The 12,342-nt window shown below is 71.3% G+C and carries 11 protein-coding genes; 6 read left to right on the forward strand and 5 right to left on the reverse strand.

The window, feature by feature from the left end:
• Positions 1-33: 33 nt before the first annotated feature.
• Entirely contained in the window at positions 34-1,134 is a 1,101-nt protein-coding gene (locus tag CRP49_RS15970) for a citrate synthase 2 (RefSeq protein WP_179851636.1), read from the reverse strand.
• Positions 1,135-1,301: 167 nt separating this feature from the next.
• On the opposite strand from CRP49_RS15970, the gene pdxH reads away from it, so the two are divergent.
• From pdxH to CRP49_RS15990, 3 genes are all read left to right on the forward strand, one after another.
• The gene (pdxH, locus tag CRP49_RS15975; protein ID WP_097253964.1) at positions 1,302-1,988 is read left to right on the forward strand and encodes a pyridoxamine 5'-phosphate oxidase; all 687 of its coding nucleotides are present in this window, start codon (positions 1,302-1,304) and stop codon (positions 1,986-1,988) included.
• A 569-nt stretch (positions 1,989-2,557) separates the two neighbouring features.
• The gene (locus CRP49_RS15985; RefSeq protein WP_257033416.1) at positions 2,558-3,019 is read left to right on the forward strand and encodes a GNAT family N-acetyltransferase; all 462 of its coding nucleotides are present in this window, start codon (positions 2,558-2,560) and stop codon (positions 3,017-3,019) included.
• A gap of 112 nt (positions 3,020-3,131) precedes the next feature.
• On the forward strand, positions 3,132-4,565 hold the full coding sequence (locus CRP49_RS15990) for a PAS domain-containing protein (RefSeq protein ID WP_097257385.1): 1,434 nt from the start codon (positions 3,132-3,134) through the stop codon (positions 4,563-4,565).
• Positions 4,566-4,590: 25 nt separating this feature from the next.
• On the opposite strand, the gene CRP49_RS15995 is transcribed toward CRP49_RS15990, so the two are convergent.
• A complete protein-coding gene (locus tag CRP49_RS15995) occupies positions 4,591-5,346 on the reverse strand; it encodes an SIS domain-containing protein (protein WP_097253966.1) in 756 nt (251 codons plus the stop codon).
• A gap of 223 nt (positions 5,347-5,569) precedes the next feature.
• On the opposite strand from CRP49_RS15995, the gene CRP49_RS16000 reads away from it, so the two are divergent.
• Both CRP49_RS16000 and CRP49_RS16005 read left to right on the forward strand, forming a co-directional pair.
• On the forward strand, positions 5,570-6,262 hold the full coding sequence (locus tag CRP49_RS16000) for a metal-dependent transcriptional regulator (protein WP_067120881.1): 693 nt from the start codon (positions 5,570-5,572) through the stop codon (positions 6,260-6,262).
• A 310-nt stretch (positions 6,263-6,572) separates the two neighbouring features.
• Positions 6,573-7,433, forward strand: a complete 861-nt coding sequence (locus tag CRP49_RS16005; protein ID WP_097253967.1) for an alpha/beta fold hydrolase — start codon at positions 6,573-6,575, stop codon at positions 7,431-7,433.
• Positions 7,434-7,549: 116 nt separating this feature from the next.
• Here CRP49_RS16005 and CRP49_RS16010 read toward each other — a convergent pair whose 3' ends face one another.
• The 3 genes from CRP49_RS16010 to CRP49_RS16020 form a co-directional block, all read right to left on the reverse strand.
• A complete protein-coding gene (locus CRP49_RS16010) occupies positions 7,550-9,136 on the reverse strand; it encodes a transporter (RefSeq protein WP_097253968.1) in 1,587 nt (528 codons plus the stop codon).
• Positions 9,133-9,909 (reverse strand): ABC transporter ATP-binding protein, encoded by a 777-nt coding sequence (locus tag CRP49_RS16015; RefSeq protein ID WP_094217211.1) that lies wholly within the window; start codon positions 9,907-9,909, stop codon positions 9,133-9,135. The genes CRP49_RS16010 and CRP49_RS16015 overlap by 4 nt, the downstream gene beginning before the upstream one ends.
• A gap of 81 nt (positions 9,910-9,990) precedes the next feature.
• Positions 9,991-10,644: a bifunctional DNA primase/polymerase gene (locus CRP49_RS16020; protein WP_097253969.1), complete on the reverse strand. Its 654-nt coding sequence runs from the start codon at positions 10,642-10,644 to the stop codon at positions 9,991-9,993.
• Between the two features lie 276 nt (positions 10,645-10,920).
• Between CRP49_RS16020 and CRP49_RS16025 the strand changes: the two genes are divergently transcribed.
• Positions 10,921-12,306, forward strand: a complete 1,386-nt coding sequence (locus CRP49_RS16025) for a transcriptional regulator (protein ID WP_097253970.1) — start codon at positions 10,921-10,923, stop codon at positions 12,304-12,306.
• The last annotated feature ends 36 nt before the right edge of the window (positions 12,307-12,342 follow it).

Below are 12,342 nucleotides of genomic sequence, written 5' to 3' on the forward strand. Positions count from 1 at the left end.
TCTGCAGCCGCCCGCGCCCCCAAGCCACCCCACTCAGTGGGCGATGTCCGCGTACCCCTCGATCTCCTGCGGACCGCGCGCCGCCGGGCCCACGTACCGGGCGGAAGGCCGCACCAGACGCCCCGTCCGCTTCTGCTCCAGGATGTGCGCCGACCACCCGGCGGTCCGCGCGCAGGTGAACATCGACGTGAACATGTGCGCCGGAACCTCCGCGAAGTCCAGCATGATCGCGGCCCAGAACTCGACGTTGGTGGCCAGCACCCGGTCCGGGCGCCGGTTGTGCAGCTCCTCCAGCGCCGCCTTCTCCAGCGCCTCGGCGATCTCGAACCGCGGCGCGCCCAGTTCGCGGGCCGTGCGGCGCAGTACGCGCGCGCGGGGGTCCTCGGCCCGGTACACCCGGTGGCCGAAGCCCATCAGCCGCTCGCCGCGGTCCAGGGCCTTCTTGACGTAGGTCTCGGCGTCACCCGTCCGCTCGATCTCCTCGATCATCCCGAGTACTCGGGAGGGGGCGCCGCCGTGCAGCGGTCCGGACATGGCGCCGACGGCCCCGGACAGGGCGGCGGCGACGTCCGCGCCGGTCGAGGCGATGACGCGGGCCGTGAAGGTGGAGGCGTTCATGCCGTGCTCGGCGGCCGACGTCCAGTAGGCGTCGACGGCCGCCACGTGCTTGGGGTCGGGCTCGCCGCGCCAGCGGATCATGAACCGCTCGACGACCGAGTGCGCCTTGTCGATCTCTCGCTGCGGCACCATCGGCAGACCCTGCCCGCGCGCGGACTGGGCGACGTACGACAGCGCCATGACGGCGGCGCGCGCCAGGTCGTCGCGGGCCTGGGAGGCGTTGATGTCGAGGAGGGGTTTCAGGCCCCAGACCGGCGCCAGCATGGCGAGCGCGGACTGTACGTCCACACGGATGTCACCGGAGTGGACCGGGATCGGGAACGGCTCGGCGGGCGGCAGTCCGGGGTTGAAGGCGCCGTCCACCAGCAGCCCCCACACGTTCCCGAAGGAGACGTGCCCGACCAGCTCCTCGATGTCGACGCCGCGGTAACGCAGAGCGCCGCCCTCCTTGTCGGGTTCGGCGATCTCCGTCTCGAACGCGACGACTCCCTCGAGCCCGGGTACGAAATCGGACATCAGGCGGCTCCTCGTGAAAGTGTCGGCGGCGGTCACCCCGGTGATGCCCCGATCAGCCGGTGGTCACCCAAACCGCAGGGGGACCTGCACGATAACGCCGAGTGCCATAGTTGGGGAGCCCATACGACACTGAGTGCCACGCGCGTTCGATACGGCAAGATGACCGCGTGACCGACCGAGACCTCAGCCCCGACCCCCTCGTCGATCCCGCCGCCATGCGCAAGCAGTACCGGGCCGCGGGCCTCGACGAGAAGGAACTCGCCGCGCACCCCATGGACCAGTTCTCCCGCTGGTTCGAGGACGCCGCCCGGGCCGCCCTGCACGGCACGCTGTACGAACCCAACGCGATGGTGGTCTCCACGGCGGACGCGGCGGGCCGGCCCAGTTCCCGCACGGTCCTGATGAAGCAGTACGACACCGACGGCTTCGTCTTCTACACCAACTACGACTCCCGCAAGGCGCGCGAGCTGGCCGACAACCCGTACATCTCGCTGCTCTTCCCGTGGCACCCGATCGCCCGCCAGGTCATCGTCACCGGCGTCGCCCGCCGCACCGGCCGGGACGAGACCGCCGCGTACTTCCGCACCCGCCCGCACGGCTCCCAGCTGGGCGCCTGGGCCAGTGTGCAGTCCTCGGTGATCACGTCCCGTGACGAGCTGGACGAGGCCTACGCGGAGCTGGGCGAGCGCTACCCGGAGGGGGAGCAGGTGCCGGTTCCGCCGCACTGGGGCGGCTTCCGGATCGCCCCGGAGACGGTCGAGTTCTGGCAGGGCCGCGAGAACCGTCTGCACGACCGGCTGCGGTATGTGGCCCGGCCGGATGGCGACTGGGATGTGGAGCGGCTGAGCCCCTGAGGCTCCTGGCCCCTTCCTGAACGCAGACGACCCGCGAGCTCGGTTCCTCCGCCTGCTCGGCGGGGGAGCCGGCCGGACGTACCGGCGAGCTCGCGGGTCGGGTGACTGCGTTGGATTCGGCCGGCTGCGTGTGTGTTACACACGCTGGTCCGGCACCGCACATCGTGTGGTGGCAGGCCGCTAGCCCGCAGCCACCTCTTCTGTCCGGTATTCACACATCTGCCGAACCACCTCCTTTCCGAAGTAGCGCCCACTCTAGGAAGCGGCCTCCGGACGCTCAACTGTTTTTTTGAGAGATTGACGGTGCGGCTTCTGGTTGCGCCGTCGCCCGTCGCTCTCCCCTCGCCCATGTTCCCTGCCGGTGCCCCGCGCGATGGCGGGGTGTCCGTGAGCGTGAAGGTGGATCAAGCGGTTGCCCTGATCAGCCTCAAGTCGCTCGATAGTGCGAAGGTGGCGGCATTCTCGAACGCGCCAGCGATGCAGGCGGTAGGGCGTGCCCTGTGCTTGCGGTCGCTCCACACCTGCGGAATGCGGTTGACGTGCGACGGCCCGGACGATTCGCTGCTCGCGTGACCGATCTTCGTATCCAAGCCGTCGACAGCGACGCCGCGCTCGAGCAGTGGCGCCACGTCCACAACGTCATCGTGCCCCCGGCCGCCATGTCCCTGGACGACGCCCGGGGGCGTCGGGAGCGGTACCGGCTGGAGAACGCGTATCTGGGTGACGTGCTCGTCGGGTGTTCCACCGTGCGGCCGCCGGTGGGGGAGGAGGCGGTCGCGACCGTCATCGCGCGGGTGCTGCCCGAGTTCCGGCGGCGGGGCTTCGGTGCGGCGCTGTACGAGAACGGGCTCGCCCACGCGCGCGTGCTGGGTGCGCGGGTGGTCGAGACGTGTGTGCTGGCGGTGAACGTGGACGGGCTGCGGTTTGCCGAGCGGTACGGGTTCGTGGAGATCGAGCGGTATGTGCTGGACGGGGAGACCGAGGAGTGGGTCGATCTTCGGCTGGAGCCGGGTTCCGGTTCCGGGCATTGATTCCTTCAATCTGCGGGAACAGGATGTGGGCTGCGTCACGTTCCAGTTGAATGAAGGCCAGTGAGCGAACCGCGCGCCGCAGGTGCGCCGACGCAGCCTCCAGGGGGTCCAGGTGAATGCTTCCCGGCGGAGTGGGACCACGGACGAGCTGGGGCCGGACGAGCCCGAGCGGGACAGTCCGCAGGGTCCTGACGGTCCGGAGGAGTCCGGCGGCTCCGATCTGCTCGCCGCGCTGCTGGACGGCATGGACGCGGCTCTGTGCGCCTTCGACGCGGACGGGGTCGTCACGCACTGGAACCGGGAGGCCGAGCGGATTCTCGGCTGGACCGCGGCGGAGGCGGTCGGGCGGCATGGGTTCGCCGGGTGGGCGGTGCGCAGTGCCGATGCCGAGGATGTGCAGGCGCGGCTGATGTCGGTCATGCATGCGCCGGGCCGGCAGGTTCATGAGTTCGCGCTGGTCACCAAGGATGGTGGGCGGGTGCTGGTGCGGACCCAGTCCGCTGCGGTGCGTGGGCCGGAGGGGAAGCCGGCGGGTGTGTACTGCGCGTTCAGTGAGGTGCATGCGCAGATCGATCTGGAGCGGTCCATCGCGCTGAGCGAGGCGCTGTTCGAGGACGCGTCCTGGGGTGTGGTGCTGGTCGATGCCGATCTGCGGCCGGCCGTCGTCAATGGGCATGCGGCCCGCGCGCTCGGTATCGGGCGTACGTCCGCGCTCGGGCGGCCGCTGGGTGAGCTGCTGGCGCAGGGTGTGGAGGAGCTGGAGAGCGCGCTGACGCATGTCCTGGCGGAGGGTGCGCCGCCTGCGCCCGCCGAGATGTGGGTGACCGTGCGGACGCCCGAGGGTGAGAAGCGGCGCTGTTGGCGCAGTGGGTTCGTGCGGTTGGCCTCGCCGCTCGCGGAGGAGCCTGTGCCGCTCGGGGTCGGCTGGCTGTTCCAGGACGTCACGGAGGCCAAGCAGGGGGAGCAGGAGGCGGCTCTGCTGCGCTTCCGTGCCAATCAGCTGCACCGGGCGGCTCGTGCCGCCGCCGAGTGTGAGGATCCGGCGGAGGCGGCCACGGTTCACCTGGACTTCGCGCTTGCCGGTTTCGCCGATCATGCTCTGCTCGATCGTGTGGCGGGTGCCCCGCGCGCGGAGGGCGATGACGCGGTTCCGGTGCGGCTGGTGCGGCTCGCGGCCACACCCGCGGGGGCGCCGGGGCCGAGTCTGCTCTCGGGCGCGGCCGGGCTGCCGCTGCGCTATGAGGAGGGGCATCCGGCGTTGAGCTGTGTGGAGCGGGCTGGGAGCGTGCGGGCGGATGCCGGGTCGGTTCCGGCCGAGCGGGCGCGTGAGTGGGCGCTGGCTCGGCAGTGGCCCGAGGACGCGGTGCACGCGTTGTGCGCGGTGCTGCGCAGCCGGGGGCGGACGCTGGGCGTGGTCACGTTCCTGCGCGGGGCCGGCCGCAGCCGTTTCGAGCGGGTGGACGCGGTCTACGCGGAGGACGTGGCCGTACGGATCGCGGCGGCGCTGGATCTGGCGGGGGCGGTGCGGGAGAAGCCGGGGGAGTAGTGGCCGGGGGAGCAGTGGCTGGTGCTCAGTGCTGGTAGAAGATCCGGTCGCCGTACTCGGTCATGATCCGTCCGTTCCAGTCGTGGCCGCCGTCCACGTTGCCGGAGCGCAGCAGTGGGGGTTCGATGCCGCGGTCGGCCAGGGTGGCGGCCGTGGTGGCCATGACGGCCTGCATGAGGGCGCTGGTGACGACGGTGGAGGCGGGGGCGAAGGGGGCCGGGATGGTGTCGAGGGTGAGTTCGGCGTCGCCGACGGCGATCTTCGAGTCCAGGACGATGTCGCAGTGGTCCTTGAGGAAGGTGCCGGAGCTGTGCCGGGACGTGGTCTGCGTGGCGTAGGCCACGGAGGTCACGCCGATGACCTTCACGCCGAGGGCGCGGGCGCCCTGGGCCATCTCGACGGGCAGGGCGTTGCGGCCGGACAGGGAGATGATCACGAGGGCGTCGCCGGCGCGGAGGGGGGATGTGTCGAGGACGGCGCCGGCGAGGCCGTCGACGCGTTCCAGGGCGGAGCCGAGAGTGGCCGGGGTGACGTCGACGCCGACGACTCCGGGGACGGTGAGCAGGTTCATGAGGGCGAGTCCGCCGGCGCGGTATACGACGTCCTGGGCGGCGAGCGAGGAGTGCCCGGCGCCGAAGGCGAACAGGCGGCCGCCGGCGGCGACGGTGTCGGCGAGCAGGGTGCCGGCCGCGGTGATCGCCTCGGCCTCCTCCGCCCGGACCCGTTGCAGCAGGCTGATGGCGGCGTCGAAGAACAGGTCGGCAGGCGTGCCGTCGCTCATGCGGTGCCCCTTCGCAGCGTCTGTGTCGCGGATCACCGTGCGGTCTGGACCAGTGCGGTGTCAATACGGGGGCGTGCGGACGCGCCATGCGCCGGGGCAGTCTTCACCCGGCTGTTTCCGCGGTGCGGCACGGTTGTCAGTGGTATCCGGCAGAATTGAATCCAGGGCCAGCGCACGCGCCGGAGAGCGGTGAGCATCCGGCAGAGGTAATCGAGGGGCACGTATGTCCGGACTGATCGACACCACGGAGATGTATCTCCGCACCATCCTCGAGCTCGAAGAGGAAGGCGTCGTCCCCATGCGCGCCCGCATCGCGGAGCGGCTGGACCAGAGTGGGCCGACGGTGAGCCAGACGGTGGCGCGTATGGAGCGTGACGGTCTGGTGTCGGTGGCCAGCGACCGGCACCTGGAGCTGACCGACGAGGGCCGCAGACTGGCCACGCGGGTGATGCGCAAGCACCGCCTCGCGGAGTGTCTGCTGGTCGACGTGATCGGCCTGGAGTGGGAGCAGGTGCACGCGGAGGCGTGTCGCTGGGAGCACGTGATGAGCGAGGCCGTGGAGCGCCGGGTGCTGGAGCTGCTGCGGCACCCGACCGAGTCGCCGTACGGCAACCCGATCCCGGGCCTGGAGGAGCTGGGCGAGAAGGACGGGGCCGATCCGTTCCTGGACGAGGGCATGGTGTCGCTGGCCGATCTGGATCCGGGCAGCGACGGCAAGACGGTCGTCGTGCGCCGTATCGGTGAGCCGATCCAGACGGACGCCCAGCTGATGTACACGCTGCGCCGTGCGGGTGTGCAGCCCGGTTCGGTGGTGAGTGTGACGGAGTCGGCCGGCGGGGTGCTGGTGGGCAGCGGCGGTGAGGCGGCCGAGCTGGAGGCGGACGTCGCCTCGCATGTGTTCGTGGCCAAGCGCTGAGCATGAGAGGGCCCCGGCGCCGTGTGGCGCCGGGGCCTGTCCTCCCCTGTGCTGACCCGGAGCCCCGAGCTCTCAGGGTCATCCCCCTCGGACCGTTTTTCCCCGAGCGGTCCGCCTCCCGCCAGAAAGATCCCCTCGGCGGCGGCGATCATTCCTTGAGGGGTGTCACTCGAATGAGGGGTGTTGTCCGCAGAGGAAGTATTTTCGAATAGGTATTCGATAGTCTGCGGCGGCAGTACGAGCGACAGTACGACGGCGACAACGGCAGTACACCGGTACGAGGCAGGCGGAGCTGGGGGGTGCCAGGCCGATGGCACGGCGTATCGACGTGACGGGAGCGGGCGGGGTGCGCCTCGCCGCCTGGGAGTTCGCGGACCCGCCCAAACCGGAGGCGGAGCCCGCCGCTCCGGGCGTGCTGTTACTCCATGGCCTGATGGGCCGCGCCTCGCACTGGGCGTCCACCACCCGCTGGCTCGCCGAGCGCCACCGCGCCGTCGCCCTCGACCAGCGCGGCCACGGCCAGAGCGACAAACTCCCGCAGGCCGCGTACACCCGGGAGGCCTACGTCGAGGACGCCGAGGCCGCCCTCGAACAGCTCGGTCTCGCCCCCGCCGTCCTCATCGGCCACGCCATGGGCGCCCTGACCGCCTGGCAGCTCGCCGCGAAGCGCCCCGATCTGGTGCGGGGTCTGGTCATCTGTGACATGCGGGCCTCCGCGCTCGGCGCGGCCTCCCAGCGTGAGTGGGACGCCTGGTTCCGCTCCTGGCCCGTCCCCTTCGCCACCCTCGCCGACGTCCGCAAGTGGTTCGGCGAGGACGATCCCTGGGTGGAGCGCCCCCACCCGTCCCGCGGCGCGTTCTACGCCGAGGTCATGCACGAGTCCGCCGACGGCTGGCGGCCCGTCTTCGATCCGGAGCAGATGCTCGCGACGCGGGACAGCTGGGTGTACGACGCCCACTGGGAGGAGCTGGCCCAGGTTCGGTGTCCTGCGCTGGTCGTGCGTGGCCTGGACGGTGAGCTGGGGCGGGCCGAGGCGCAGGAGATGGTGCGGGTGCTTCCTCGGGGGGAGTATGCGGAGGTGGCTGACGCCGGGCACCTTGTTCACTATGACCAGCCGGTGGCTTGGCGGTCGGCTGTCGAGCCGTTTCTTGAGGCTGTGCTGGGTGTTTGATCGCCTGTTCGTCCGCGTGGTGCCAGTGCGTTGGCGGGTGCGGGTGCGTTGTGGCTGGTTGCGCAGTTCCCCGCGCCCCTGGGCAAGTTGTAGGTGCCCTGCGTTGAAAAGTCCCGTCAGCCCTTGCTTACCGCCGCCAGGATTTCTGGCAGGCGGGCCGCTGTTCGGGGGGCCGCCAGGCGCAGTCCCAGCAGTGTGAGCGTCGCGCCGTACGCCGCCCCCGCCGGCAGCAGCACCCAGCTCCACGCATCCCCGTCCGCGCTCACGTTCAGCCAGATGGTGGCGGTGATGACGGGGGAGCAGAGCAGGGCGGCCGCGACCATGCCGCCGAAGATCGAGATCCAGGCGAGGCCGGCCTGACCGGGGGCCACGTTCTTGTGGCCCTCCTGGGGGATGGAGTACGGGAAGCGCGCCGAGGTCCAGGCGCCGGTCGCCAGCATCGCGCCGAGCAGCGCGAGGGAGAGTCCCAGCGCCTCGGGGAGCCGGGCCCAGGCGCCCAGCAGCGCGGTCGTCAGGACGGTGACGAGGGCGGCGTACGGCAGGGTGATCACCAGCAGGGCCAGCGCCCGCCCGCGCAGCTCGGCGTGCGCGTCCCGCGCCGAGGAGATGGTCAGGGCCACCATCCAGAAGGCGGAGGTGTCCTGCCCGAACTGGTTGTACATCTGGATGCCGAGCATCCCGGCGGCGAAGCACGCGAAGTAGATCGACCCGGTGCCCTGCACCGCGTTGAACACCGGCACGATCAGCCCGATGGCCAGCGAGGTCACCCATGCGGCCTTGGTCTTGGGGTCGCGCCAGACGTAGCGCAGGGTGCGCTCCACGACCGTGCCCGTGCGCCCGTCCGGGAGAAGCCGCCGCAGCCCGGCGGAGGGGGCACGGTCCCGCGCCCCTTCCGGGGCCTGGAGGGTGGACCCGTCGGGCGAGGTCATCAGCCGGGTCAGACTCCGCGCCCAGACCACGACCAGCAGGGCCAACCCGGCCACCGACAGCGCGAGTTGCCCGAGCGCCGTGCCGTACGCCCCCTCGCTCGCCGACCGCACCGCCCCCACGGCCGACGCGGGCGGCACCCACGACAGCACGTCCGCGGCCGGCTGCAGCTGTCCCAGCCCCGCCGAACCCAGCCGCTGCGCACCGAAGTTGACCAGCTGTGCCCCGACGGCGATCACCAGACCGCTCAGCACGGCCAGATCGCGCCCCTTCCTGCTGGTCAGCAGCCGTACGTTGGCGGCGGCGACGGCTCGCGCGAGCGCCACGCAGACCAGCAGCGCGAGCACGACGGCGACGACGGAGACGACGTACCCCACCGACCCCTGCGCCACCGACAGCACACACCCCACCAGCACCAGCAGCGTGAACAGGGGCCCGATGCCGACCAGCGAGGCGGCCAGCAGGGCCCGGACCAGTGGCCGGGGGCGCAGCGGCAGCATCACCAGCCGGGTCGGGTCCAGCGTCTCGTCACCGCTCGGGAAGAACAGCGGCATCACCGCCCAGCCCAGCGCCAGTACGGCCGTAGCGGGTACGGCGACGGCCTCGGCGTGCGCATGCCCGCGCAGCGCCACCAGGCCGAGCAGTTGCAGCAGTGCGAACAGCAGCGCGACGACGGCCGAGGCGACGAACGCGGCCCGTCGGCCCGCCGACTGCCTGAGCCCGTTCCGCAGCAGCGACAGCTTCAGCCGTACGACGGTGGAGGTCAGGCTCGTCATCGGGCCGCCCCACCACCCAGCCAGTCCAGATCGGAGGCGGCGTCCCGGCCGCGCGCCCCCACCAGCTCCAGGAAGGCCGCCTGCAAGGTGGGGTGCTCCCCGCGCACCTCGGCCAGCGTGCCCGTCGCCCGGATGCGGCCCGCCGCCATGACGGCCACCCAGTCGCACAGCGACTCGACCAGCTCCATCACGTGCGAGGAGAACACGACGGTGGCGCCGGAGGCGGTGTAGCGCTCCAGCACACCCCGGATCGTCTGCGCGGACACCGGGTCGACACCCTCGAACGGCTCGTCGAGGAACAGCACGTCGGGATTGTGGAGGAGTGCGGCCGCGAGCCCGATCTTCTTGCGCATGCCGGTCGAGTAGTCCACGACGAGCTTGTGCTGCGCCCCGGCCAGGTCGAGCACGTCCAGCAACTGCGTGGCCCGCTTGTCGACCTCGGCACCGGGCAGCCCCCGCAGCCGCCCCGAGTACCCCAGCAGCTCCCGCCCCGACAGCCGCTCGAACAGCCGCAGCCCCTCGGGCAGCACCCCGATCCGTGCCTTCACCGCCACCGGGTCCCGCCACACGTCATGCCCTACGACCTCGACGGCCCCCTGATCGGGCCGCAGCAACCCGGTCACCATGGACAACGTGGTGGTCTTCCCGGCCCCGTTCGGCCCGACCAGCCCGATGAACTTGCCGGCAGGCAGATCGAGATCGATCCCGCCCACGGCGACTTGCTGCCCGAACCGCTTCCAGAGCCCCCGCACACGAACTGCAGCCTCGTCCATGCCAGAACCCTACGGCGGCGCAAAAGTCTTCAGGGGCGCGGGACTGTGCCTGAATTTGCGGCTCCGCCGCGTGGGCGCACGTTACTTATCCCGACCGCACGCATAGGCAAGCGGCGAGATCAACTCCTCAGCGTCCGGCAACCACCGATTCGCCGGGGTGGGCCGGCAAGCCCACTGCACGGCACCCCGCGAGCCAAATCGAGTCGGAGGAGCAGCGACGTAACTTCCCTCCCCCAGGGGCACAAGGTCGAGCGAGGCCAACGACCACCCCAACTTCCGCACCAGCTCAGGAACCTTCACAGAGGCCCCCGGCAGCACGAAGAACTGCATACGCCGATCGGGAGTCAACGTCACAGGCCCGAGCGTCAACTCCATCCGCTCCATACGGGCGAGGGCGAGAAACCCCGCACTCTCCGGGACGGACAACGCATCGAAGGTGCGCCCCGTAGGCAGCAGGATCGAAGCCGTCGGCTGTTTCTGCCACATCCGGCGGGCGACGGTCGCACTGCCGGTCGCCTGGGTCGCCCAGTCGGGGCGCGTGGGGTGCGCACCCGGCGCGGGGCAGGAGGCATCGCCGCACGAGCAGCGCTGCACCCCGTCGACGGCTTCCAGCCAGGCACCCGGGAACACGTCCCAGTGGCGCTCCTCGGCGTAGCGTACGGCGGTTTCCAGCAGCGATTCCCCGCGCTGCTGCGGAATCTGGGCGGCTTCGGGGCCGGCGATCGTCTCTTCCACGGTTCACTCAACTCCCGCACTCACCTGGAGTTACGGCCCGGGCGTGTGCAGGGGAGGAGCATCGACTCCCCAGCTGGGGCGCATGGGTGCACAGGTGGGGGCGCGCGGGAGGAAGCGGGGCGTGGAGTGGGTAGCCAGGGATGGGGGTGGCATCTGCCTTTACCCCGGCAAACCGCACATGTCACGCATTGACGGTATGTCAGCTGGGCAGTGATCTTCACGACCGGATCCTTCCGGCCGGATCGTCACGCTCCAGGGGTTCGCAGGGGGTAGCACATGGCCGCAAGGCCTCTCGTCGCGAGGCAGCCGAACGAACGGCTGCAGGCACTCATCCAGGAAGCGGGGTGCTCGAACGCCGGGCTGGCCCGGCGGGTCAACATGTGCGGCGCCGAGCACGGTCTCGACCTGCGCTACGACAAGACGTCCGTGGCCCGCTGGCTGCGCGGTCAGCAGCCGCGGGGCCGGGCCCCGGCGATCATCGCGGAGGCGCTCGGGCGCAAGCTCGGCCGTACGGTCACGATCGACGAGATCGGCATGGCCAACGGCAAGAACCTCGCCTCGGGGGTCGGTCTCCAGTTCTCGCCGACGGTACTGGGGGCCATCGAGCAGGTCTGTGAGCTGTGGCGCAGCGATGTGGGCCGGCGGGACTTCCTGTCCGGCTCCTCCGTCGCCGCCTCCGCGCTGGTCGAGCCCAGCCGCGACTGGCTGATCTCCGCGCCGGACGCCCAGGTGGCCCGGCAGGCGGGTCCGCGCGTGGGCCAGTCCGACGTGGCCGCCGTACGGTCCATGACCCAGGCGCTGGTCGACCTCGACCACCAGTACGGCAGCGGGCATGTGCGCCCGGTCGTCGTGCACTACCTCAACAGCGTCGTCTCCGGGCTGCTCGCGGGGTCGTACCGGGAGGCGGTCGGCCGCGATCTCTTCGCGACCGTCGCCCGGCTGACCGAGCTGGCGGGGTACATGGCGGTCGACACCGGGCAGCCGGGTCTGGCCCAGCGGTACTACATCCAGTCGCTGCGTCTGGCGCAGGCGGCCGGTGACCGTGGCTACGGCGGTTACATCCTCGCCGCCTCCATGAGCCACCTCGCCGCGCAGCTCGGCAACCCGCGCGAGATCGCCCAGCTGGCGCGGGCCGCGCAGGAAGGGGCGCGCGGGCGGGTCACCCCGCGCGCGGAGGCGATGTTCCACGCGGCCGAGGCCCGCGGGCACGCGCTGCTCGGTGACGTCCGGGCCGCGCAGGACGCCTCCGGGCGGGCGATCTCGGCGATGGAACAGGCGGACGCGGCCTCCGGGGACGACCCGGTGTGGATCGCGCACTTCGACGAGGCCTATCTGGCCGACGAGCTGGCGCACTGCTACCGCGACCTGGGGCAGGCCGAGGCGGCGGCGCGGTACGCCGAGCAGTCGCTGGCCGGACACCCCGAGACCCGGGCCCGGCGCCGCGCCATCGGCTATGTGCTGCTCGCCACGGCCCAGGTGCAGCAGCGCGAGATCGAGCAGGCCTGCAGCACCGGGACGAAGGCGGTGGAACTGCTGGAGACGCTCCGCTCCAACCGGGGCGCCGAGTACCTGGAGGATCTGCAGCAGCGCCTGGAGCCCTTCCGGGACGAAGCGGTCGTGCGGGAGTTCGGGGCCCGCCTCGACCTCCAGCAGGCCGCCTGAACACCGGCCCCGCGGTTGCGTGAACGTACGGGAAAC

The organism is Streptomyces sp. Ag109_G2-15 (assembly GCF_900215565.1).
GTDB lineage: Bacteria > Actinomycetota > Actinomycetes > Streptomycetales > Streptomycetaceae > Streptomyces > Streptomyces diastatochromogenes.

What these genes read in the sequence shown, in the direction of transcription:
- CRP49_RS15970 (WP_179851636.1), bottom strand. Translation starts at nt 1,134, where the DNA reads ATGTCCGATTTCGTACCCGGGCTCGAGGGAGTCGTCGCGTTCGAGACG.
- CRP49_RS15995 (WP_097253966.1), bottom strand. Translation starts at nt 5,346, where the DNA reads ATGAGCGACGGCACGCCTGCCGACCTGTTCTTCGACGCCGCCATCAGC.
- CRP49_RS16000 (WP_067120881.1), top strand. Translation starts at nt 5,570, where the DNA reads ATGTCCGGACTGATCGACACCACGGAGATGTATCTCCGCACCATCCTC.
- CRP49_RS16005 (WP_097253967.1), top strand. Translation starts at nt 6,573, where the DNA reads ATGGCACGGCGTATCGACGTGACGGGAGCGGGCGGGGTGCGCCTCGCC.
- CRP49_RS16010 (WP_097253968.1), bottom strand. Translation starts at nt 9,136, where the DNA reads ATGACGAGCCTGACCTCCACCGTCGTACGGCTGAAGCTGTCGCTGCTG.
- CRP49_RS16015 (WP_094217211.1), bottom strand. Translation starts at nt 9,909, where the DNA reads ATGGACGAGGCTGCAGTTCGTGTGCGGGGGCTCTGGAAGCGGTTCGGG.
- CRP49_RS16025 (WP_097253970.1), top strand. Translation starts at nt 10,921, where the DNA reads ATGGCCGCAAGGCCTCTCGTCGCGAGGCAGCCGAACGAACGGCTGCAG.